We start from the raw sequence: 22148 nt of genomic DNA, 5'->3' as shown, positions 1-22148 counted from the left end.
GTAATGAAGCATCATCGTCCGACGGCATAGCCCTGCATGCCGCGCGGATTCGCACCCGCCGACAGCACACCCGTCTCCGGATCGCGGGCCACGGCGCACAACCGCCCCTCGGACCACGCCTCGCCGACGGTCACCGCGTGACCACGCCGCCGCAACCCCTCGATCACCTCCTGCCCGATCCGGGACTCGACGGTCACCGACCCCGGATTCATCGCGTGCGGATAGAACGAGCCCGGGAACGAATCGTTGTGCCAGTTGGGCGCATCGATCGCGCCCTGCAGATCCAGCCCGCCGCGCACCGGTGCCCGCAGCGCGACCGACAGGAAGAAGTGCAGCTGCCACTGATCCTGCTGATCGCCGCCGGGCGTGCCGAACGCCATGACCGGCACGCCGCCCCGCAATGCCAGCGACGGGCTCAGGGTGGTGCGCGGGCGGCGGCCGGGGGTGAGCGAATTGGGCAGGCCCGGATCGAGCCAGGCCATCTGCAGGCGCGAGCCGAGCGGGAAACCCAGTTCCGGCACCACGGGATTGGACTGCAGCCAGCCGCCGGACGGGGTGGCAGCGATCATGTTGCCCCACCGATCGACGATGTCGAGATGGCAGGTGTCGCCGCGGGTTTCGCCGTTCTTGGCGACCGTCGGCTCACCGGCGCCGAGCCCGGCGGCCGCTTGCTGCCCGCCCGCGCCGGCGGCGACCGCGAGCGCATGCTTGCTCAGCACCGGGGCCCGCCCGCCCGGGCTGCCGGGCCGCAGCGCGTACGACGCCTCCGCGCCGACGAGAGCCCTTCTGGCCGTGTTGTATTCGGCCGAGAGCAGCTCGTCCATCGGGACCGGCGCGGCGTCGCCGTACCAGGCCTCGCGATCGGCCATCGCCAGCTTGCAGCCCTCGATCAGCAGGTGCACGTATTCGGCCGAGCCGTACTCGGGCAGTTCGCCAGGCAGCAGTGCGAGCTGTTGCGCCAGCACCGGCGCCTGCGACCAGGGGCCCGCCTTGCAGATCGTCCACCCGTCGCGCTCGAAGCGCACCGGATCCTCGAAACTCGCCTCGTACGAGGCGAAGTCGTCCCCGGTGAGCACTCCGGCGTGCCGCTCGCCCGAGGTGTCCATGGCGGGCCGGGCGGCCGCGGCCACGAGCGCCTCGGCGATGAATCCCTCCCGCCACACCCGCCGCGCCGCCTCGATCCGCGCCTCCCGGTCGCCGCCCGCGGCGCCGGCCTCATCGAGCAGTCGCCGCCAGGTGGCGGCCAGCGCCGGATTCCGGAACAGCGTGCCCGGTTCGGGCGCGCGACCCCCGGGCAGGTACACCTCGGCCGAGGTCGTCCACTCGATCTCGAACAGTTCCCGCACGGTCTCCACGGTCGCGGCAATCCGGGGTACGGGCGGGTGACCGTGCTCCGCGTACCCGATCGCATATTTCAGCACCTCGTCGAGCGGCCACGTGCCGTAGTCGCGCAGCAGCACCATCCAGGCGTCGAAGGATCCGGGCACGGCCGCGGCCAGCGGGCCCGAGCCGGGAATCAATTCCAGCCCCAGCGCGGTGTAGCGCCCGATGCTCGCGCCCGCGGGCGCCGGCCCCTGCCCGCACAGCACCCGGACCGGTCCGCCCGACGGCGCCAGAATCATCGGCACCTCGCCCGCCGGGCCGTTGAGATGGGGTTCCACCACGTGCAGCACGAATCCCGCCGCGACCGCGGCGTCGAAGGCGTTACCGCCCGCCTCCAGCACCGCCATCGCCGATTGCGCGGCCAGCCAGTGCGTGGAGGAGACCATGCCGAAGGTCCCCTGCAGGGTGGGTCGCGTGGTGAACATCGTCGCACTCCTCGAGGAAAAGGTTCATCGGGAAGCCGAGACACTCCCGCATGACTAGTGTGGATCCCAGTTCGATCAGTCGTTCGGAAGGAATCATGGCCACCCCCACCGAGTCACGTCCCGCCGCCGCATCCGGAAGCTTCACCCTCGGTGGCGACCTACCGATCAATCGCCTCGGATTCGGCTCGATGCAACTCACCGGCACCGGTGTCTGGGGCGAGCCCAAGGATCCAGACGAGGCGGTGCGCGTGCTGCGGCGCGCGGTCGAGCTGGGGGTCACGTTCATCGATACCGCCGACTCGTACGGGCCGTTCGTCAGCGAGCAGCTGATTCGCAAGGCGCTGCATCCGTATCCCGAGGATCTGGTCATCGCCACCAAGGCGGGCCTGACTCGGCCCCGCCCTGGCGAGTGGCTGCCGCTCGGCCGGCCCGAGTATCTGCGCCAGCAGGCGGAATTGAGCCTGCGCCACCTCGGGGTCGAGCGCATCGATCTGTTCCAGCTGCACCGCATCGATCCCAAGGTACCGCTGGCCGACCAGCTCGGCGAGCTGGCCGCGCTGCGGCAGGAGGGCAAGATCCGCCACATCGGCCTGTCCCAGGTCACCGTCGCGCAGCTGGAGGCCGCGCGCAAGATGGCGCCCATCGTCTCGGTGCAGAACCTGTACAACCTGTCCGACCGCAGCGCGGAGAAGCTGGTCGACTACACCCAGGCCCACCAGATCGCGTTCATACCGTGGTTCCCCATGGCCACCGGCGAACTCGCCCGGCCGGGCGGCCCGCTGGAGGCGATCGCGAAGGACCACGTCGCGACGCCCTCCCAGCTCGCGCTGGCCTGGCTGCTGCGCCGCTCGCCGGTGATGCTGCCGATCCCCGGCACCTCCAGCGTGGCACACCTGGAGGAAAATGTTGCCGCGGCGCAGGTCTCGCTGAGCGATGAGGATTTCGCCGCCCTCTCGGCGGTGAGTGCCCCCGCCGCGGCGGCCGGCCCTTCGCTGGGCGGCATCTCGCGGATGTTCAAGAGCCGCAAGTAAATTCGCCCCTGGGCGCAGCTGCCCCGGGACCGGATCCGGTGCGGGCGAACCGAATTCGCCCGCACCGGATCGGTCACTGGATCCGCAGCAACTCGCCGCTCTGGGCCTCGCCGGGCGCCGGGAAGAACCCGGTCTCGAGGAACGACTCGATGTAGGCGTCGAGGGTCTCGGCGTCGATGCGCGGGCACTCGATACCGCGGTCGGCCAGCACCGCGCGGGTCGCCGTGTCGTCGATGGCGATCGCCGCGGCACCGTAGTTGCCGCTCAGTAGCGCCGCACGCACCAGGGAGTGGTCACCGGCGGCGTCGCGCGCGGCGGCCTCGGCGGCCAGCCTGGTCCCGATCTCCTCGAGCGAGGCGGGCGCGACCGGGATTCCGTGCCGACGCAGGCCCTCGAAGATGTCCGTGATCGCCACCGGGTTCGTGTTGACCAGGTGGTAGGCCGTGCCGTCCGCCGGCTCGGTGGCCAGCGAAACGATCGCGCGGACAACGTAGTTCACCGGCACCAGCGCCATCTCCGCGTCGCCGACATCGGGGGCCAGGCCCAGCACCGCCACGGCCCGGATCATGTTCCAGAACGAATCGTCGGCGCTGTTCACACCGGTGTGCGGATCGCCGGAAATCGTTGCGGGACGGTAGATCCGCACCGGAACGCCGCGCTCGGCGGCCTGCGTCACCAGCTGTTCGGCGACCCATTTGCTGGCCACGTAGCCGTTGGCGGACAGCTGGTCGACGCTCAGCCGATCGTCCTCCGCCCCACGGAAATCCGGCCCGAGGGTGGCGGGAATGACGGCATTGGCCGTGGAGACGAAGTGCACCGGCTTGATCCGCGTCGTGGTGGCCAGCCGCAGCACCTGCCGGGTGCCCTCCACATTGGCCGCGCGCAGTCGCGAATACGGTTCGATGTGGTTGACCCGCGCTCCGTTGTGATAGATGACGTCGATGCGTTCGGTCAGGCGGCGGTAGTCGGCGGGCGTGAGCCCGAACTCGGGCGCGGCGAGATCGCCCGGCACGGCCACGATCCGATCGCGGAACCCCTCCTCCCAGATCCGGTACTGCCGCAACGACTCCCGGATCCGCGCGTGCGCCAGCTCCGCCGAATCCGCGCGGACCAGGCACCAGATCCGGGACTCGGTGCGCACCAGCAACTCCCGCAGCAGATGCACGCCCAGGAATCCGGTGGCGCCGGTGAGCAGCACGTCCAGCACCGAATCGTAGGGCGGCGCCGAATCGTCCGCGCCGATCTCCGGCTCCAGGACCGCATCCGCCGCGATCAGGTCCGACTCGTCGGCCGTGACGGGTGCGGAATCGGTGCCGTCGATGCGGGCGGCCAGCGCGCGCACGGTCGGCGCGGTGAACAGCGTGGCCATGGGCAGGTCGATGCCCAGGCGCGCGTTCAGGGCGCGCTGCAGCGTGAATGCCAGCAACGAGGTACCGCCCAGTTCGAAGAAGCCGTCCGCCGCGCCCACCCGGTCGATCCCCAGCACCTCACCGAACACCTCGGCCACGGCCCGCTCGGTCGGCGTCGCCGGGGCGAGGTACTCGCGAGCCTCGAAGACCGGGGCGGGCAGCGCGGCGCGGTCCAGCTTGCCGCTCGAGTTCATCGGGAACGCGTCGAGGACGACCAGGGCCGCGGGCAGCATGTAGGAGGGCAGCACCTGCGACAGTTCCCGGCGCACCGCGTCGGTATCGATATCGCCGTCCGCGGCAACCACATACGCCGCCAACTGATCCCCTGCCGGCGAGGGTGCGACCAGCGCCACGGCCTGCGCGATCGCCGGATCGGCCAGCAGCGCCGCCTCGACCTCGCCCAGTTCGATGCGGTGGCCGCGGATCTTGGCCTGGAAGTCGATGCGCCCCAGGTATTCCAGCACGCCGTCGGCGCGGCGGCGCACGAGATCCCCGGTGCGGTACATGCGCGCGCCCGGCGGGCCGTACGGATCCGCGACGAACCGGTCCGCGGACAGATCCGGGCGCCGCAGGTAGCCACGCGCCAATTGGTCACCGGCCAAATACAATTCGCCGGCCGCACCGAACGGGGTCAGGTGCAGCCGCGAATCCAGCACGTAGGTGCGGGTGTTCCACTGCGGCAGGCCGATCGGCACCGTGGTCCGATCCGCGGGAGTCGCGGGCCAGTACGTCACCGACACCGCGGCCTCGGTGGGGCCGTACAGGTTGTGCAGGCCCGCGCTCGACAGCGCGGCAAACGCGGCCACCGTCGACGGCGGCAGCGCCTCGCCGATCACGAAGACCTCGCGCAGCCAGGTCAGCTGCTCCGCCCGCGCGGCGGCCAGGAACACCTGCAGCACCGAGGGCACGAAGTCGGTCAGCGTAACCTCGTGCAGCGCAATCAGACTCGCGATGTATTCGGGATCGCGCTGGCCGTCGGGCGCGGCCAGCACCAGCTGCGCGCCGACGCTCAGCGGGAGGAAGTACCCCCACAGCGACACGTCGAAGGTGGTGGCGGTCTTCTGCAGGTACACATCGCCGGAATCGACCTCGTACTGCGCGGCCATCCACTCGATCTGATTGCGGATCGCCGCGTGCGAGACCATCACGCCCTTGGGGCGGCCGGTCGAGCCCGAGGTGAACAGCACGTACGCCGGATGATCCTGGGACAGTGGCACATTCACCGGCTCGATGGGCAGGTGCGACAGGTCCAGCGTGTCGATGTTGATGACGGGCAGATCCGTGTCGGGCGGCCGATGGCCGCTCTTGCTCAGCACACAGACCGGCTGCGCGGTCTCGAGCACGTACGCGATCCGCCCGGCCGGGTGCTCCAGGTCCAGCGGCAGGTACGCCCCGCCCGCGCTGATCACCGCGTACATCGCGACCACCAGCTCCGGCGAGCGCGGCATCGCCAGCGCCACCACCGATTCGGGGCCGATGCCCTGTTCGATCAGGTAGTGGGCCAGCCGATTCACCCACGCGTCGAATTCGCGGTAGGTCCATGCGATGTCGTCGTCGAACACCAGCGCCACCGCCTCGGGCGCGGCGGCCACCGCGCGGCGGTAGCCCTCCAGCAGCAGCGTGCCCGGCACGGTGTGCGCGGTGTCCTCGAGCTCGCGCAGTAGATCTCCGCGCTCCTGCGGGGCAAGGACGTCGATGTCGCCGACGACGACGCCCGGATCGTGGGCCACCGCCTCGAGCAGGCGCACGAACCGCTCGGCGAACCCGGCGATCGTCTCCGCGGCGAAAAGGTCTGTGGCATAGCTGAACTGCGCACCCCAGGGGTGCTCGTCGGCACCCGGGGAGATCGTCAGCTGCAGGTCGAATTTCGCTGCCTCGGTGTCCAATTCGAGCTGCGAGACCGTCAGCTCATCCAGCTCGAGAGTCGGTGCGGCCATGTTCTGGAAGAACAGTGCCACCTGGAACAGCGGGTTGTAGGCGGCCGTGCGGCCCGGCGCCAGCACCTCCACCAGGCGTTCGAAAGGCAGCTCGGCATGGTCGAAGGCCACCAGATCGCGCTCGCGCGTGTGGGCGACCACGTCCGCGAAGGTCCTCGCCGGGTCGATTCGGGTGCGCAGCGTGACGGTGTTGACGAACATGCCGATGAGATCGGCCAATTCGGGCTCGCCGCGACCGGCCACCGGGGTGCCGATCACGATGTCGTCCGATCCGGTGATCCGCGCCAGCAACGCCGCGAACGCGGCGTGCACGACCATGAACGGCGTCGCGTTCGCCGCCGCGGCCACCTCGCCGAGCTTCGCGTGCACGGCTGCGGGAATCTCGAAGGAGAAGGACTTTCCGGCGCCGCTGGGCGCGGGCGGGCGCGGGAAGTCCGCGGGCAGCCCCATCAGCTCCGGGATACCGGCCAGCTCGTTGCGCCAGAACTCGACGTGGGCGGCGGCGAGCGACTCCGGATCGGTGTCCTCACCCAGCAGTTCCCGGTGCCACACACTGTAGTCGGCGTACTGCAGCGGCAGCGGAGTCCACGCCGGCGCCACGCCACCGCTGCGGGCGGCGTAGGCGTACATCAGATCCCGGGTCAGCGGGCCCAGCGACCAGCCGTCCACGGCGATGTGGTGGGCGGCGAACACCAGTGCGTGATCGGCGGTTTCGCCCGGAGCGCCCAGCGCGAACAGCGCCATTCGGAACGGAACCTGCTCGGACACATCGAATCCGGACAGCGCCACCTGCTCGATCCCCGTGCGCAACTCGTCCGGCCCGGGCGCGTCGACCGGCGTCAGATCCGGCAGTTCCGGATCCAGGATCCGTTGCGCGACAGTGCCGTTCACCTCCGGATAGACCGTGCGCAGGATCTCGTGGCGGTCGATCACATCCCCGACGGCCGCACCCAGCGCCGCGATGTCCAGCGGGCCGGTGAGCCGGATGGCGACCGGCACGTTGTACATGGGCGAGCCGGTGTCGAACTGGTTGAGCAACCACATCCGCTGCTGCGCCGGGGCCAGCGGAATCGCCTCGGGCCGCTCGCGCGCGGCCAGCACCGGCCGGTTCGTGCTCTCGAGTCCGGATACCCACTGGGCCAGTGCCTGCACCGTGGACGCCTCGAAGAGCACGCGCGCCGGGAACTGGGTACCGGTCGCCGCCCGGATGCGCGCGACCGCCTGGGTTGCCAGCAGCGAATTACCGCCCAGGGCAAAGAAATCGTCGTCGAGGCCGACCCGCTCGGCGCCGAGCAGATCGGCGAAGACCTCGGCCACGACGCGCTCGACGGGGCCGGTCGGCTCTCGGTACTGCGCCGCGGCGAACACCGGCTCCGGCAGCGCCGCGCGGTCGAGCTTGCCCACCGGGGTGAGCGGCAGTTTGTCCAGGACGGTCAGCGCCGCCGGAACCATGTAGCCGGGCAACTGCCGCCCGGCGAAGGCGAGCAGTTCGGCGGTGTCGATCGAGGCGCCCGCGACGGGGATGACATACGAGACCAGGGCGGTGTTTCCCCCGACCGTGTTGTCTCGAGACGTGGTGTGCCCCACCGTCACCGCGAAATCGACCGCCTCGTGGGCGCTCAGGACGGAATCGATCTCGCCCAGCTCGATCCGGAATCCGCGGATCTTGACCTGGAAGTCGTTGCGGCCCATGTGAAGTACCGGTCCGTCGGCGATGTCCACCCGGCCCAGATCGCCCGTACGGTACATCCGCGAGCCCGGTTCCCCGAACGGATCGGCCACGAAGCGCGCCGCGGTCAGCCCCGGCCGGGCGTGATATCCGCGCGCCACGCCCGGACCGGCCAGATACAGCTCGCCGGTGCCGCCGACCGGCTCGACCTCGAGCCGATCGGTCAGGATCCGGCTGGCCATGCCCCGGATGGCCGTGCCGATCGTGGCGGGTTCGCCGGGCACCAGCGGATCGCTGATATTGGTCATGATGGTGGTCTCGGTGGGCCCGTAGCCGTTGTGGAAGCGCCGGCTCCCGCCGGCCCACCGGTTGACCAGCTCCGGCGGGCAGGCCTCGCCACCGGCCACCAGTACTTCCAGGTCGTCCAGTCCGGCCGGATCCACCGACGCCAGGGCCGCCGGGGTGATGAAGGCGTGCGTCACCCGCTGCGTGCGCAGCAGCTGCGCCAGGTCCGCACCGCCGTAGACGTCCACCGGCGCCACCACCATCGTCGCGCCCGCGCCGAGGGCCAGCAGCAGCTCGAGCACCGAGGCGTCGAAACTCGGCGAGGCGAAGTGCAGGGTGCGCGAGGCGGACGTCACGCCGTAGCGTTCGCGCTGCTCGGCGGAGAAATTCGCCAGGCCGGCGTGGGTGACGGTCACCCCCTTCGGCACGCCCGTGGACCCCGAGGTGTAGATGACATAGGCGGGATGGGTGATCCGCAGCTGTCGCACCCGGTCCTCGTTGAGCACCAGCTCGTCGGAACGGTCCTCGATGTCACGGCCGAATTCGGGCGAGTCCACCGCCAGCCACTCGAGACCGCCGGGCAGCTCGCCGGCGGTCGCCTCGACCGTCAGCCCGAGCACCGCCCCGGAGTCGACCGCCATCCGCTCCACGCGCGAGGCCGGGTAGCCCGGATCGATCGGCACGAAGGCCGCACCGGTCTTCACCACGGCCCAGACCGCCGCGACCGACCAGACCGATCGCGGAATACCCACCGCGACAGCATCTTCGGGCCCGATGCCGCGCGCGATCAGCGCCCGCGCCGCGCGCGAGGACCAGCGGTCGAGCTCGGCATAGGTCATCGACAGATCGCCGTCGTCGACCGCGACGCCCAGCGGGTTCAGTTCCACGGCCGCCGCGACCAGCTGGGCCAGCGTCGGCGCCGACCGGCCGCGCCGACGCACCGGCCGACCAGCGGCGCCCCTGCGCTGACGTTGCCCGGATTCGCCCGCCATACTTTGCCTCACTCACCCTCATCGTTCGATCCGGCCGCCGCGACCAGCACATGTCACACCGATTCGCCGAGTCCTAGGCTAGGGGGACCCGGCGCTCGGAGCGCCAGCGCCCCAGTCACAGTATCGGGCCATATTATTTCCGTCCGGCAAGCGTTCGTGCTGTGCGGACACTGTGCGTTCACCCATAATCTGCCCAGGGTCCAGCTCGAACGCCGCCGACCAGCCCGAATGCTCGGGGCGGTGTTCGCGATGCGGCGCACATGGCGGGTGATCGTGCCGGTCGTGTCACATACGCGCCGGAGGTCCCACCGTCGACCAGGAATTGCGAGGCGGTACCCCGTCAGGGCACCAGGACGACTACCTCGAGCCCGCGCGCATCGTGTGCGGCCCGCAGCGCCGCCGCGGGATCATCGAGCCCGACAACGGTGACATCGAGAGCCGAAAGATCCAGCGCACCACCGCGGATCGCGGACCACAGCTCGAGCACGGTCGTGTCGCTGGCCATCCACGATCCTCGCACTGTCAGCCGCCGATGCATCAGATCGTTGTACGGGATGGGCAGCTCCTGGCGCACCCCGCCGACGAGAACCCAGCTCCCGTCCGGGCGGATCGCGTCGAATCCGGCCATCGTCGGCAGCGCGGAGGGCACCGGGCCGAGCGTGTCGAGGACCGCGTCGACCGGCCCGGCCGCCGCGGCGATCGCACGTCCATCCACGCCGCGGTCACCGGTCAGGGGCACCGTCACCACCCGCCGGTCCAGGCCCGCGAGCATGTCCAGCGTCGCCCGATTACGGCCGACTGCGACCACCGCCGCGGCCCCACGGGCCAGCGCGATCAGCACCGCCGCGGTCCCCAGTTGCCCGGTCGCACCGACCACCGCAACGGTCTGCCCCGCGCGCACCCCGGCCCGCTCGATCCCCTCGCCCGCGATAGCCAGCCAGGGCAGCAGCGACAGGCGCTCCGGCTCCGGATAGTCGTCCGCACCCGGCAGCGCGACGAGCGTGCGCTCGGGTTGCAGCGCGCGCTCGGCGAACAGGCCGTCGCGCCAGACCTCGCGCATGCGATCGGTCGTCTCGGTCGGGTGCCCGTCACCGCCGATTCCGGTCCAGCCCAGCAAGACCTCTTGCGGATCGGCGACGCGGTGCGAGCGGAACAGCGCGGTGGCGACGACGACATCGCCCTGCCGCACCCCGAAGACGTCGTCGGCGGTCGCGGTCACGCGCCCGATTCCGGTGGGGCCCAGGACGATCGGCGTCGGGAACCCGCCGCGTCCCCCGGACACCAGTTCGCCGGTGTAGGAGGGGACAAGCGCGGAGAGCACGTCGAGCGTGGCGCCGCCGCCGCGCAGCCGGGGTTCTGGGACGTCCGCGAGGTGCAGGCCGCCGTCGGGTGTTGTCATCTGCCATGCCTTCATGCCCCTAGTTCACGCCCGGCCCGGCGTGGTATCCAGAATGAGATGATCGTGGAACCGGGAGTACCAGCCTCGAGCGAGCCGACCGCGGCTCTCCCTCACGCCGATGCCGAGCGCCGCCATGAGTGAGCGCGTCACCGGTGCGGACGGGCCCGCGCCCGCGCCGGAACCGGGCGCGGGCACGCGAGCCGCCGACGCGGACGGGCCCTCGCCAGTGCCGGAACCGGGCACGGTTCAGCAGGCGCGGCGGCGCGAGCTGGGCGCATTCCTGCGCGCTCGACGGGAGCGCACCAGCCCGGACGAGGTGGGCCTGCCCGGTTCGGCCCGGCGGCGCACCCCCGGGCTGCGGCGGGAGGAACTGGCGGTCATCGCGGGCGTCAGCACGACCTGGTACGCGTATCTGGAGCAGGGCCGGGACGTGCGCCCCTCCGATCAGGTCCTGACCGCGATCGCGAATGCTTTGCTGCTCAACGAGGATGAGCGTGCGTACCTTCGCACGCTGGCGGGCGGAGCCGACGGCGCCGCCCCGCCGCCGCCCGCCGAAACCGTTGCGCCCGAGGTCGCCGCCATCCCCGCCATGGTGCATCCGGCCCCGGCCTACATCACCGGCGCGACGACCGATCTGCTCGCCTGGAACGCCGCCGCGGCCGAATACTTTCCGGGCCTGATCGAGCAATCACGTTCCGGCACACCGAATCTCGCGCGCTGGGTCTTCCTCGATCCCGCCGCCCGGGACATCCTGGTCGACTGGACCGCAACAGCACAGTCGGTACTCGCGCGGCTGCGCACCAACGCCGGACGGCATCCGAACGACCCCCGCTTCGCCCGCCTCACCGCCGACCTGTGCGAGCACAGCGCCGAGGCGGCCGTCTGGTGGCCGCGCTACGACATCGCGACCAATCACTCCGGCATCAAACGGATACGCCACCCCGTCCGCGGCGAACTCACCCTCGGCCACGCAGCCCTGGCCGTCACCGACGCCCCCGAACAGGTCCTGGTCGTCTACTCACCGGTGTGAGCTGCGATGTTGTGCGGCACCGATGAATTCGGCGACCGGGACCGGTCTGTACCGACAGACCCGTCCACCGCGCATGACAAGTGAGGACCCATGAGCACAGGCTTGCCGCCCGTCACCGATCAGGAAACCTGGCAGCGCGAACTCGACGCGCTGCGCGTCCGGGAGAAGGCCGCCACCCGCGAGCTCGACGCGATCGCCGCCCAGCGCCGCCGCATGCCGATGGTCCGGATGCCCGACTACACCCTCGAGGGCGCGGCCGGACCGGTCCGGCTGGCCGATGTGTTCGAGGGGAAATCCCAGCTCATCGTCTACAACCACATGTGGTTTCCCGACCAGGAATGGCAGTGCGCCGGCTGCACCGGATTCACCTCGCAGTACACCCGCCTGGAATTCCTGGACAACTGGGACGCCCGCTTCGTCATCGTCACCCAGGGCCCGATCGACCAGGCCCTGGCCTACCAGCGCCGCGTCGGCAACCGCATGACCTGGTACTCCACCGCGAACAGCCCCTTCGGCGCCGACGTCGGCGCACCTCCCGGCGCGGGCTTCGCCGTCAACGTCTTCCTCCGCGACGGTGACACCGTCTACCGCACCTGGCACACCAACGGCCGCGGCACCGAACAGCTCGGCCACACCTTCGGCCTCCTGGACCTGCTGCCCTACGGCCGGCAGGAGGAATGGCAGGACTCCCCCGAGGGCTGGCCCCAGCACCCCACCTACAGCCGCTGGAGCTCGTCCGAGGACATCGCCGCCGCCTACGGCGAACCGGGAGTCTGAATTCGGACACGACCCCGGGAAAGCAGCGCCGACCTCGCGCAGATGGCAGGCTGTGATCATGGCCGATGAAAAGGAAGTCACCGCCGAGCCGCTCGCGGACCCCGACGAGTCACAGGAAGAGGCAACCAAGCGCAAGTTCCGCGAGGCTCTCGCCCGCAAGAACGGTCACGCCGCGGCGGGCGAGACCTCCCATAACGCCGCCAAAGTACGCGGCGCCCATGCCCAAGCCGGCGGCAAACGCACCTTCCGCCGCCGCGCGGGCGGGTAAATCCGGCCGCATCCTGGAGGTGATCGCCGCTTCGTGCCGCCATGGTCCTCGGCACGCTACGCGGCCGATCGGCTGCGCCCCGGGCACGCTGCCCGGGGCGTGCGACCCCGCCTCTGCCGGTAGTCGGGGCGAGCCCGGCCTCAGCCCATCGTCTTGGCCCCGTCGATGGCCTCGCGAATGATGTCGGCGTGGCCGGCGTGCTGGGTGGTCTCGGCGATGATGTGCAGCAGCACCCGCCGGAACGACCACCGGGTCTCCTGGTTCCACGGTGCCGCGGGCAGTTCGCGGGTGACGTCCAGGTCCGGCACGGTCGCGATCAATTCATCGGTGCGAGTGGCCACGTCGTCGTAGGCGGCAAGTATTCCGGCCAGGGTGTCGCCCGGCTGCATCTGGAAATCGTCGGCGCGGCGGGCGAAGTCCTCCTCGGTCATGTCGTCGAAGTCCTTCATCGCCGTGCCCTTGCCCTCCCGGATGAAATCCGTCCAGCCGCGTTCACACGAGGTGACGTGCTTGACCAGTCCACCCAGGCACAGCTCGCTGGGCGTCGGATGCGCCGCGAGCTGCTCGTCGGACATCTCCCGAGTGGTGAAACGCAGGAAGTGCCGGGCCTCGGCGAGCTGCGCGAGCAGGTCGGCGCGCTCGCCCGAGAGGGTGCCGCTGGTCGTCGGGTTGCTGAGGGAGGTCTCGGCCATGATGTTCGCCCTTCGTCGTGGTGGTGTTCGGCTGGTTCGAGAACCACGCTATGGCCCATAGCGGCCACTTTCCGACCTCAATACGGGGAGAATCGGAATCATGGCGAATACGAGCACGCGGACGCTTCGCCTGCTGTCCCTGCTGCAGACGCACAAGTACTGGCCCGGTGCCGAATTGGCCGATCGGCTCGAGGTGTCACCGCGAACCCTGCGCCGCGACGTCGACCGGCTGCGGGCGCTGGGCTATCCGGTGCAGGCGCGCCGCGGGGTGGACGGCGGCTATCAACTCGCGGCGGGCGCCGCGCTGCCGCCGTTGATGGTCGACGACGACGAGGCGATCGCGCTGGTGGCCGGGCTGCAGGCCGCCGCGGGCATGACCGCTCCCGACGTGGCGGAATCGTCGGTGCGGGCCCTGGCCAAGCTGATACAGGTAATGCCGCCACGGCTGCGGCGCCGGGTCGAGGCGGTCCGGGAGATGACCGTCGCCGGCGGCTGGAACGGCCCGCCCGGTCCCCCGGTCGATGCCGGTGCGCTCACCAGGATCGCGCTGGCCTGCCGGGACACCGAGCGCCTGCGCTTCACGTATTCGGCCGCCGACGACCGCCGCAGCGATCGGCACGTCGAACCCCACCGGCTCGTCTCGCTGGGGCGTCGCTGGTACTTCGTCGCCTACGATCTGACCCGGCACGACTGGCGCAGTTTCCGGGTCGATCGCGTCGCCGACCTCGCCGGTGACGGTTCCCGCTTCCTCCCCCGCGAACTCCCCGCACAGGACGCCGGCGAATTCGTCCGCTCCGCCATGGACAACCTGCCCGGCCTGTACCGGGTCGAGGCGACCGTCGACACCCCCGCCGACACCGCTCGGGAACGAGTCGGCCACTTGTGCACCATCGAAGACATCGATCCCGAGCACTGCCGAATCTCGATGACCTCCGACTCACTGGACTGGCCGACAATGGTTCTCGGCGCGACCGACGCCGACTTCCGGATCCAGGAACCCCCGGAACTGATTGCGCACCTACGGAATCTAGCCGAGCGCTTCGGCCGCGCGTGACAGTGGCACCGGCCGATCCGCCGCGAATCCGGTTGCGCGACGGGCAAATCCCGGCTCGACATGCCCGGGGTCCGCGCAACGACGAAGGCCCGGTCCCGTTTTCGACCCGAACTGGTAGTAGACCGTGGCGCGGGCCACGTCGGCGCGCTTGGCTACCGCATCCAGCGTGAATCCGGTGTAGCTATCGCCCTCACCCAGCAGCGCCCGGGCAGCATCGAGAACCTGTCGGCGACTCTGCTCGATCTGGGCGGTGCGCTTCCCAGGTTGTACTGGCGTGGGCTCATGGCCTTGACAGTATCTGGTCACGGGGCCGGCACAGCGGCCATGGCGTCACAGAACACGGTTTCGCCGATTTCGAGACGGATGGCGGTCAATTCCCCGCGCGCACAATCAACCGCCGTCACGACCTCGTGCACCCGCCCGTCGACCACGTGCACACCGTAGGCCGCGAGGCGTTCCCGGTCGGCGTCGCCGACCTCGATTCCGTTGACACAGAACGTTACCGACGAGGTGTAGCGGCGCATGAGGGCTGCCAAGTGTATCGACACGGCGGTCATCGGACTGCCGACGACCGCCACATTCGTGCCCCGGACCTCGTAGCCGTGGCAATGCGGGCAGTGGTGCACCACACGGCCCCATCGCTGCGACAGTCCCGGGATATCGGGAAGTTCGTCCGTGATCCCGGTGGCGACGAGCACCGACCGAGTGCTCAGCGGGCGCCCATCGTCGAGGCGTACCTCGAACCGACCGTCCGGTGCCCGGTGCGCGTCCACGGCCGATGCCTGCACGAGTGTGCCGCCGTACCTGGTGAATTCGGCTTTGCCGGTCGCGATGAACTCTGCCGGCGGCATGCCGTCGCGGGTCGGAAAGCCGTGCAGCGCATTCGCCGGCGCGTTGCGGGGCGGACCGCCGTCAACGATCACCGTCGTGAACTGCGCCCGCGCGAGCACGACACCGGCGGACAACCCGGCAGCCCCGCTCCCGATCACGATCGCATCCCACACCGGCGGCTCCGGCGCCGATCCCGTTGTCGTGTCCGACGAAGAGCCCTACCTGCGGACTCATGAGGGCTACGAGTGGCTCTATGTACTGCGCGGGCGACTACGCGTCCGGCTCGGCGAGCACGATTTCGTCATGGACGCCGGCGAGGCGGCCGACGTCCGCGCCCGAACCTCCCGCCACTGACGCCGCCAGGCAAACCCTCGGCAATGCGGCGTCCACCAATCGACACCGTGATAGCTCACTTCTGTACTGCTGTCGGTGGTCCCACCACGGTGGCAACCGACAGACAGCCTTCGCTACAACAGATCGCCACCGTCGGCAACCGCGGCAACTATCGGCACCGGCCACGGCTCGGTGGTACGCCTGCATTTCGACACCGACCACGCCCCTATGTGGTGTCGACAGATAGCGCCGGTGGAATCACCCGGGAGGTTCCGTGGCGGACTCGATCGGTCGTTAGAAACGAAAACCCGCAGGCCTTTGACCTGCGGGTTTCCATGACGTGGAGCTGCCGGGAATCGAACCCGGGTCCTCCGCCGCTTCTCCAGGGCTTCTCCGTGTGCAGTTCGCCTCGCCTCTGCTCGGATCTCCCGGTCATGCGAACCTGCCGAGATGACGATCCCAGTCGCTGTTCGATGTCCCGTCCGCCTCCGCGACCGAGGCGGACGGTGAGCCCTCTAGCTGATGCCAGTGACCGGGCCGAAGGCGAACCCGGGCTGACAGACACGCTCTACTGCTTAGGCAGCGAGAGCGTAGTCGCGCTGATTGGAATCGGCGCTTATAGGGTTGCAGCGACGCTTACGGTGGTCTCTTGCCTGCACCGACACGCTTCCCCTGAATCGACGTACGCAGTCGAAACCGTTCAGCCCCGTACTTTCAATCCAGTTGCCCGGCTGGTGACCGGGCTGTTCATAGTAACACTCCGCCCGAGTTGATCATTCCCACCCCCCAACGCCTTTCGCGCCGGCGCGACGCGAGATACGTATCTCATACTATATGAGCTACATATTTTCTGGCGTACGATCGATCGCATGGACGCAGACAAGTACCGCCGGATGACCAACACCGCCAACAAGATGATCGCCGGGCTGCAGCGGCTCGGCATCGCCTTCGGGCCGATGCAGTTGCTGACCGTCACGGGCAGGCGCACCGGCCGGGTGCTCACCTTTCCGATCGCGGTGAACGACATCGACGGCGACCGATACATCTTCCAGGCCTTTCCCAAGGCCGCCTGGGTCGCGAACGTGCGCGCCGCCGACACCGTCACCCTCACGCGCGGGCGCAAATCCTCGACCGCGCGCCTGGTCGAACTGCCGGTGGACGAGCGGCGGCCGGTCCTGCATGCGCTGGTCGCCGCGAGTCCGGCCAGCGTCGGGAACCGGTTCGTCACCACCGGCCTGGCCGAAACCGCCACCCCGGACGGCGTCGCGGCCGCCGCGAGCCGGATCGCGGTCTTCCGGGTCGAACCCGCCTGAGCGGGCGCCGGGCCGCCTCGCGATACCGTATGAGTTTCATACGATTCGAGAGGACGCGGGCACATGAGGGAGCGCAGCGACCGAACCGTCGGCACAGTGCCATGGGCGGTCACTCCGGAGCCGGGCGAGGCGCGGGCATGACCACCCCCTCTCCGCCCCCCGATCAAGCCGCGACGCGCCGCCGCCGGCAGCTGACCGTGGCGGTCCGGGATGCCCTGGGCGAGGTGAACATTCAGCTCTCGCTACTCAATCGACGCTTCGGCGGCCGGGTCGAGCTGCGCGATATCGACTGGACGTGCCTGCATCTGATCAACCGGTACGGCCCGATCGCGCCCACCGCGCTGGCCCGCCGCGCCGGAATTCATCCCGCCACCCTGACCGGAATCCTGGATCGACTGCAGAAAGGCGGCTGGGTCGTGCGCGAGCGCGACCCGGACTCCGCCGATCGCCGCGCGGTCACGCTGCGCTCGGTGCGCGAGCGAAACGCCGCGCTGTTCGAACTCTTCTCGGGCATGAACCACCGCATGGAGGTGGTGTGCGAGGACTATTCGGAAGCCGAACTCGAGATCATCGCCGACTTCCTGCGCCGCACCGCCACCGCGGGCGACGAGTCCGCACAGGAGCTGGCGGCGGACTGATCAGCGAAAACCGTTCAGTGGAACAATTAACACAGGGGAACGATTTACCCGACGGAACAATTCACGCGGTGGCGATCAACGCGACCGAGCCGAGGGCCATCGCCATCCCGACCTTCTGCAGCGGGCCGACCCGCTCGCCCAGCAGCAGCATCGCCAGCAGCACCGTCGCCGCGGGGTAGAGCGAGCCGATCACGCTGACCAGCGACAGCAGCGAGCCGTGGAAGGCGTACAGCATCGACACATTCGCGATCACGTCCAGGACGCTGACGTAGCACGCCAGCCGCAGCGGCTCGCCGCGCGGCGCCTCGAAATGCCCGGTGACCAGCGCGGCCACCCAGACCACCGCGGTCGCCGCGACACGTGAGAGCACCAGCGGCCACAGTCCGTCGGGGGCGGCGGTCTTGTGCAGGGCCACGAAGGTGAAGGCGAAGGCCACGCCCGAGCCCACCGTCAGCAGCGCGACCCGGCGGTCGAAACGCAGCTTCCGCCCGCCGGTGATCTCCTCGGTCACCGCATCGGGCGACTCCTTGCTGACCAGCACCACCGCGACCAGCGCACACACGATGCCGACATAGGCCGGCGGACTCGATCGCTCGCCCGTCGCGAGCCCGACCAGCACCGGAATTCCGGCCACCAGCACCGCGGTCAGTGGCGAGACGACGGCCATCGGCCCCGCGGCCAGCGCCGCGTAGAACCACCACACCGCCAGCCCGCTGGCCACCCCCGAGGCCGCGCCCCACGCCATCGACGCCGCGTCGACGTGCCCGCCGACCACCGGCGCGACGATCAGCAGAATCACCACCGACAGCGGATAGGACACGATCACCACCCGCAACGCCGACACGCGGCGCGCGGCGACCCCTCCGACGAAATCGCTCACCCCGTAACCGAGAGCCGCCAGCAGCGCCAGCAGAACCCCGGTCACTTCATGCCCTTCACCCGCCGGCCGAGTTCGCGTGTCACCTCACGCTCCGCGGTGCGCCGGGCCAGATCCTGACGCTTGTCGTAATCCTGCTTGCCCTTGGCCAGCGCGAGCTCGACCTTGACCTTGCCGTCGGCGAAGTACATCGACAGCGGCACCAGTGTCTGGCTGCTCTCCTTGATCTTGCCGGTGAGCTTGTCGATCTCGCGCCGGTGCAGCAGCAGCTTGCGGGTGCGGCGCGGCGAATGATTGGTCCAGGTGCCGTGCCCGTACTCGGGGATGTGCAACCCACGCAGCCACACCTCGCCGTCGTCGATGGTGGCGTACGCGTCGACCAGGGAGGCCTTGCCCTCACGCAGGCTCTTCACCTCGGTACCCACCAGCGCCACCCCGGCCTCGTAGGTGTCGAGGATCGCATAGTTGTGCCGCGCACGCCGATTGGTGGCGATAACCTTGCGCCCCTTCTCCTTCATGTACACCCTTCTAACACGCCTGCCCCGATGGGCGGCAAATTGTTTTGCCCAAACCGGCACCCACACCGCGAAACCACCAGCTTACGGACCACGTCCCGGCCCCCACCGGGAGATCCAACACCGGGACCGGACGAAATCTTCCGGTGCCCAGCGTTGGCCCTGCCCGGCGCCCGCCCAGCGGCATTACGGGATGGTCGCGACCGTGCCGGAGGGTATGCGACGGTACGGGGCGCCGATGCCGGGGCCGTTGTCGCCCAGGAAGCCGGCGACCATCGCCGAGCCGATGTCGTTCAGTGCGCCGTCGTGGACGGCGAGGGCCTGGCGTGGGGCCACCTCCCGCACGTAGTCGATCAGCTGTCCGGTGGTGGACCAGGGCCCGTGTACGGGCAGCAGCAGGGTATCGACAGCGACGTCCGGGACGGTGAGGGCGTCGCCGGGATGGAACAGGGCGTCGTCGATCAGGAACCCGATGTTGCCGACACGTGGGACGTCGGGGTGGATGATTGCGTGCCAGGCGCCGTACACCTTCACCTCGAAGCCTGCCGCGGTGAATATCTCGCCCTCGCCGACGGCGGTGACTCGCGCACCGAGGCCGTCCAGCTTGCGGGCTACGGAGGTGTTGGTCCAGATCCGCAGGGCCGGATTCTGTTGTGCGGCTTTGCGAAGCGTCTCTTCGGAGAAGTGATCGAAATGTTCGTGGGTGACCAGGACCGCGTCGGCGCCTTCCACCGCCTGCGGATCGGTGAGGCCACCCGGGTCGATCACCAGGCGGTGGCCGTCGGTTTCGACACGGACGCAGGCATGACCGAACTTGGTGAGCTGCATGAGGCTCCTCAGGGTTTCCAAACAATACAACCAATATGTACAACTCGATTGTACAACCGAGTTGAACTATGGGGATAGGGTGGAGTGGTGAACGACGCACTCGCCGACGATCTGCGGCACGCGATCGGTGCTCTGGTCCGCGCCGTGCGGCTCATCGACACCGCGCCTCCCGGAGAAGCCGCCATCCTCGGCTACCTCGACTGCGATGGCCCGCACACCACCGCCGAACTGGCGCACCGGCGTAACGTGACGCATCAGTCGGCCGCCAAGTCCGTCAAGGAGCTGCTCGGCAGCGGCTTGGTGCGTACCGGTCCCTACCCCGACGACGGCCGCAAGCACCTGCTGTACATCACCGATGCCGGCCGTGCCCGCCTGCGGCGCGAACGTATCCAGCGCGCCACCTCACTCGACAGCGCCATCCACGCCGCGCTCACCCCGGACGAGCAGCAGCAGCTGCGGGACTGCGTACCGTTACTGACCCGCCTCACCACCCACATGAACGGACCGCGACGGTGATCAGGACAGCGCCCTGCTCGAGACCCTGACCATCGATGCCGTAGCGCCACCTCGCAGCCATCCTGGCGCACTGATATCCGCTGCTGAGCCTGGCTCGTGCCGCCCGAATTCCCGGATGCTCGGCCGATGCGCAGTATTCGAACGAAATCTTCCGGTGCGCAGATCCACATCCGACCAGCGGAACTGGAGTCGGTGTTGGGCGCGCGGCTCCAGAAGACTGGCGAGCATGACACTCACATCTACGACAGGGCCGGCAGCGGGGCCGGTCGCGCGGAGCACGACCGTCGATCTGCACGTGATCGGATCGGGGACCGGAATGTCGGCGGCACTGGCCGCCAAGGAACACGGGCTCGACGTGCTGATCGTCGAGAAGACCGACTATGTCGGCGGGTCGACGGCGCGCTCAGGTGGGGCGTTCTGGATTCCCGCGAGCCCGCTGCTGGCCCGGTCCGGCTCCCCGGACTCGCCGGAGCAGGCGGCCACCTATGTCGAGGCGGCGGTGGGTGATTCGACCGACGCCGAGCGGTGGCGCGCGTTCCTCGAATACGGCCCGGGCACGGTCGAGATGTTGCAGCGCACCACGCCGATGAAGTTCCTCTGGGCCCGTGGCTATTCGGACTACCACCCCGAGCTGCCGGGCGGGTCGGCGGTCGGGCGGACCTGTGAGTGTCGTCCGTTCGACGCCGCCGTCTTGGGCGCCGAACGGCCGCGGCTGCGGCCCGGACTGATGGCCGCGCCGGTGCCGATGCCGGTGACCGGCGCGGACTACAAGTGGATGAACCTGGTGGCGCGCAAGCCCGGTCGCGGAATCCGCACGATTCTCAAGCGCGCGATTCAGGGCATCGGCGGCCAGCTGTTCGGTCGCGAGTACATGGCCGGGGGCCAGGCGCTGGCCGCAGGGCTCTTCGCCGGCGTGGTGCGCGCCGGAATTCCCGTCTGGACGCGGACCTCACTGGTGCGGCTCGTCGGGGACGCCGACGGGGTCACCGGGGCGGTGCTGGAACAGGACGGACGCACCGTCGAGGTGACCGCGCGTCGCGGCGTCGTCCTGGCCACCGGCGGATTCGACCACGACATCGCCATGCGGCACGCGCTGCAGACCCGGCAGATCGAGGCGGGGTGGAGCCTGGGCAGCGAGGGCAACACCGGCGACGGGATCAAGGCGGGGCAGCAGCTCGGTGCGGATGTGGCCCTGATGGATCAGTCGTGGTGGTTCCCCGCCGTCGCGCCGCTGCCGGGGCGTGCGCCGCAGGTGCTGCTCGCCGAGCGGTCACTGCCCGGCTCCTTCATCGTCGATGCGGGCGGCAACCGGTTCATCAACGAGGCCACCGACTACATGTCCTTCGGCCAGCAGTTGCAGGCGCGCGAACGCGCGGGAGATCCGGTCGGCACGATGTGGCTGATATTCGACCAGCGCTACCGCAACAGCTATGTCTTCGCCGGCGCGCTGTATCCGCGCATGGCCCTCCCGCGGGCCTGGTTCGACGCGGGCATCGCACATAAGGGCTTGACGCCCGCGGAGCTGGCGCGCTCGGCCGGACTGCCCGAGGACGCCTTCGTCCAGACGGTGGCACGGTTCAACGAAAACGCCGGCAGCGGTGTGGATCACGACTTCGCCCGCGGTGCGAGCGCGTACGACCGTTACTACGGTGACCCGACGGTGACGCCGAATCCGAACCTGCGACCGGTGTCGGGACCGCTTTACGCGGTGCGCGTGGTCCTGTCCGACCTGGGCACCTGCGGTGGCCTGCGCGCGGATCGGCACGGCCGGGTGCAGCGCGAGGACGACAGCGTGATCGACGGGCTGTACGCCCTGGGGAACAATGCGGCGAACGTCTTCGGAGCGACGTATCCGGGCGCGGGCGCAACGATCGGCCAGGGCCTGGTCTTCGGCCGGATCATCGCCGAACACGCCGCGCGGGTGGCCGTTCCGGCCTGACCTCGGG

General features: G+C 69.7%; 19 protein-coding genes and 1 other RNA gene. 10 read left to right on the top strand and 10 right to left on the bottom strand.

What is annotated here, in order from left to right; translation table 11 throughout:
* Nucleotides 1–11 precede the first annotated feature (11 nt).
* A complete protein-coding gene (locus tag ABH933_RS15705; protein ID WP_429425321.1) occupies nucleotides 12–1808 on the bottom strand; it encodes a gamma-glutamyltransferase family protein in 1797 nt (598 codons plus the stop codon).
* A 95-nt stretch (nucleotides 1809–1903) separates the two neighbouring features.
* Here ABH933_RS15705 and ABH933_RS15700 point away from each other — a divergent pair, with 95 nt between their 5' ends.
* Entirely contained in the window at nucleotides 1904–2839 is a 936-nt protein-coding gene (locus ABH933_RS15700; protein WP_215922687.1) for an aldo/keto reductase, read from the top strand.
* A gap of 73 nt (nucleotides 2840–2912) precedes the next feature.
* Here the strand turns inward: ABH933_RS15700 and ABH933_RS15695 are convergent, their stop codons facing one another.
* Nucleotides 2913–9131 carry an amino acid adenylation domain-containing protein gene (locus ABH933_RS15695; RefSeq protein ID WP_429425324.1) on the bottom strand — a complete coding sequence of 2073 codons (6219 nt, stop codon included), beginning with the start codon at nucleotides 9129–9131 and terminating at the stop codon, nucleotides 2913–2915.
* 340 nt (nucleotides 9132–9471) lie between these two features.
* Entirely contained in the window at nucleotides 9472–10530 is a 1059-nt protein-coding gene (locus tag ABH933_RS15690) for a zinc-binding dehydrogenase (protein ID WP_429425326.1), read from the bottom strand.
* Between the two features lie 133 nt (nucleotides 10531–10663).
* Between ABH933_RS15690 and ABH933_RS15685 the strand changes: the two genes are divergently transcribed.
* From ABH933_RS15685 to ABH933_RS15675, 3 genes are all read left to right on the top strand, one after another.
* Nucleotides 10664–11560 (top strand): helix-turn-helix transcriptional regulator, encoded by an 897-nt coding sequence (locus tag ABH933_RS15685; protein WP_429425328.1) that lies wholly within the window; start codon nucleotides 10664–10666, stop codon nucleotides 11558–11560.
* A gap of 90 nt (nucleotides 11561–11650) precedes the next feature.
* A complete protein-coding gene (locus tag ABH933_RS15680; RefSeq protein ID WP_429425330.1) occupies nucleotides 11651–12337 on the top strand; it encodes a DUF899 domain-containing protein in 687 nt (228 codons plus the stop codon).
* A 58-nt stretch (nucleotides 12338–12395) separates the two neighbouring features.
* Nucleotides 12396–12605: a DUF5302 domain-containing protein gene (locus ABH933_RS15675; RefSeq protein WP_429425333.1), complete on the top strand. Its 210-nt coding sequence runs from the start codon at nucleotides 12396–12398 to the stop codon at nucleotides 12603–12605.
* 140 nt (nucleotides 12606–12745) lie between these two features.
* Here the strand turns inward: ABH933_RS15675 and ABH933_RS15670 are convergent, their stop codons facing one another.
* Nucleotides 12746–13297, bottom strand: a complete 552-nt coding sequence (locus tag ABH933_RS15670; protein ID WP_429425336.1) for a DinB family protein — start codon at nucleotides 13295–13297, stop codon at nucleotides 12746–12748.
* Between the two features lie 100 nt (nucleotides 13298–13397).
* Between ABH933_RS15670 and ABH933_RS15665 the strand changes: the two genes are divergently transcribed.
* Entirely contained in the window at nucleotides 13398–14351 is a 954-nt protein-coding gene (locus ABH933_RS15665) for a helix-turn-helix transcriptional regulator (protein WP_429425338.1), read from the top strand.
* Here the strand turns inward: ABH933_RS15665 and ABH933_RS15660 are convergent.
* Both ABH933_RS15660 and ABH933_RS15655 read right to left on the bottom strand, forming a co-directional pair.
* Nucleotides 14325–14657 carry a TetR/AcrR family transcriptional regulator gene (locus ABH933_RS15660; protein WP_429425341.1) on the bottom strand — a complete coding sequence of 111 codons (333 nt, stop codon included), beginning with the start codon at nucleotides 14655–14657 and terminating at the stop codon, nucleotides 14325–14327. The genes ABH933_RS15665 and ABH933_RS15660 overlap by 27 nt on opposite strands.
* Nucleotides 14654–15340 (bottom strand): NAD(P)/FAD-dependent oxidoreductase, encoded by a 687-nt coding sequence (locus ABH933_RS15655; protein ID WP_429425343.1) that lies wholly within the window; start codon nucleotides 15338–15340, stop codon nucleotides 14654–14656. Before ABH933_RS15655 ends, ABH933_RS15660 begins: the two co-directional genes overlap by 4 nt.
* A 43-nt stretch (nucleotides 15341–15383) precedes the next feature.
* Here ABH933_RS15655 and ABH933_RS15650 point away from each other — a divergent pair, with 43 nt between their 5' ends.
* The gene (locus tag ABH933_RS15650) at nucleotides 15384–15536 is read left to right on the top strand and encodes a cupin domain-containing protein (protein WP_429425345.1); all 153 of its coding nucleotides are present in this window, start codon (nucleotides 15384–15386) and stop codon (nucleotides 15534–15536) included.
* 317 nt (nucleotides 15537–15853) lie between these two features.
* Here ABH933_RS15650 and ssrA read toward each other — a convergent pair.
* Nucleotides 15854–16223: a transfer-messenger RNA gene (gene ssrA, locus ABH933_RS15645) on the bottom strand.
* A 161-nt stretch (nucleotides 16224–16384) separates the two neighbouring features.
* Between ssrA and ABH933_RS15640 the strand changes: the two genes are divergently transcribed.
* Nucleotides 16385–16828, top strand: coding sequence for a nitroreductase/quinone reductase family protein (locus ABH933_RS15640; protein ID WP_429425347.1), 444 nt, complete (start codon nucleotides 16385–16387; stop codon nucleotides 16826–16828).
* A 137-nt stretch (nucleotides 16829–16965) separates the two neighbouring features.
* On the top strand, nucleotides 16966–17466 hold the full coding sequence (locus ABH933_RS15635; RefSeq protein WP_429425348.1) for a MarR family transcriptional regulator: 501 nt from the start codon (nucleotides 16966–16968) through the stop codon (nucleotides 17464–17466).
* 61 nt (nucleotides 17467–17527) lie between these two features.
* On the opposite strand, the gene ABH933_RS15630 is transcribed toward ABH933_RS15635, so the two are convergent.
* From ABH933_RS15630 to ABH933_RS15620, 3 genes are all read right to left on the bottom strand, one after another.
* A complete protein-coding gene (locus ABH933_RS15630; RefSeq protein ID WP_429425350.1) occupies nucleotides 17528–18391 on the bottom strand; it encodes an EamA family transporter in 864 nt (287 codons plus the stop codon).
* Nucleotides 18388–18861 carry an SsrA-binding protein SmpB gene (gene smpB, locus ABH933_RS15625; RefSeq protein WP_215922673.1) on the bottom strand — a complete coding sequence of 158 codons (474 nt, stop codon included), beginning with the start codon at nucleotides 18859–18861 and terminating at the stop codon, nucleotides 18388–18390. Before smpB ends, ABH933_RS15630 begins: the two co-directional genes overlap by 4 nt.
* Before the next feature lie 183 nt (nucleotides 18862–19044).
* Nucleotides 19045–19686 (bottom strand): MBL fold metallo-hydrolase, encoded by a 642-nt coding sequence (locus ABH933_RS15620; protein ID WP_429425352.1) that lies wholly within the window; start codon nucleotides 19684–19686, stop codon nucleotides 19045–19047.
* A gap of 87 nt (nucleotides 19687–19773) precedes the next feature.
* Between ABH933_RS15620 and ABH933_RS15615 the strand changes: the two genes are divergently transcribed.
* Nucleotides 19774–20202 carry a MarR family winged helix-turn-helix transcriptional regulator gene (locus tag ABH933_RS15615; RefSeq protein WP_429425354.1) on the top strand — a complete coding sequence of 143 codons (429 nt, stop codon included), beginning with the start codon at nucleotides 19774–19776 and terminating at the stop codon, nucleotides 20200–20202.
* Between the two features lie 226 nt (nucleotides 20203–20428).
* On the top strand, nucleotides 20429–22141 hold the full coding sequence (locus ABH933_RS15610) for a 3-ketosteroid-delta-1-dehydrogenase (RefSeq protein ID WP_429425356.1): 1713 nt from the start codon (nucleotides 20429–20431) through the stop codon (nucleotides 22139–22141).
* The last annotated feature ends 7 nt before the right edge of the window (nucleotides 22142–22148 follow it).

It is taken from the genome of Nocardia sp. GP40 (assembly GCF_050434125.1).
In the GTDB taxonomy this organism is placed as follows: Bacteria; Actinomycetota; Actinomycetes; order Mycobacteriales; family Mycobacteriaceae; genus Nocardia; species Nocardia albiluteola.
Note: the sequence above shows the minus strand (reverse complement) of the source record. Positions and strands in the feature narration are given on the sequence as shown.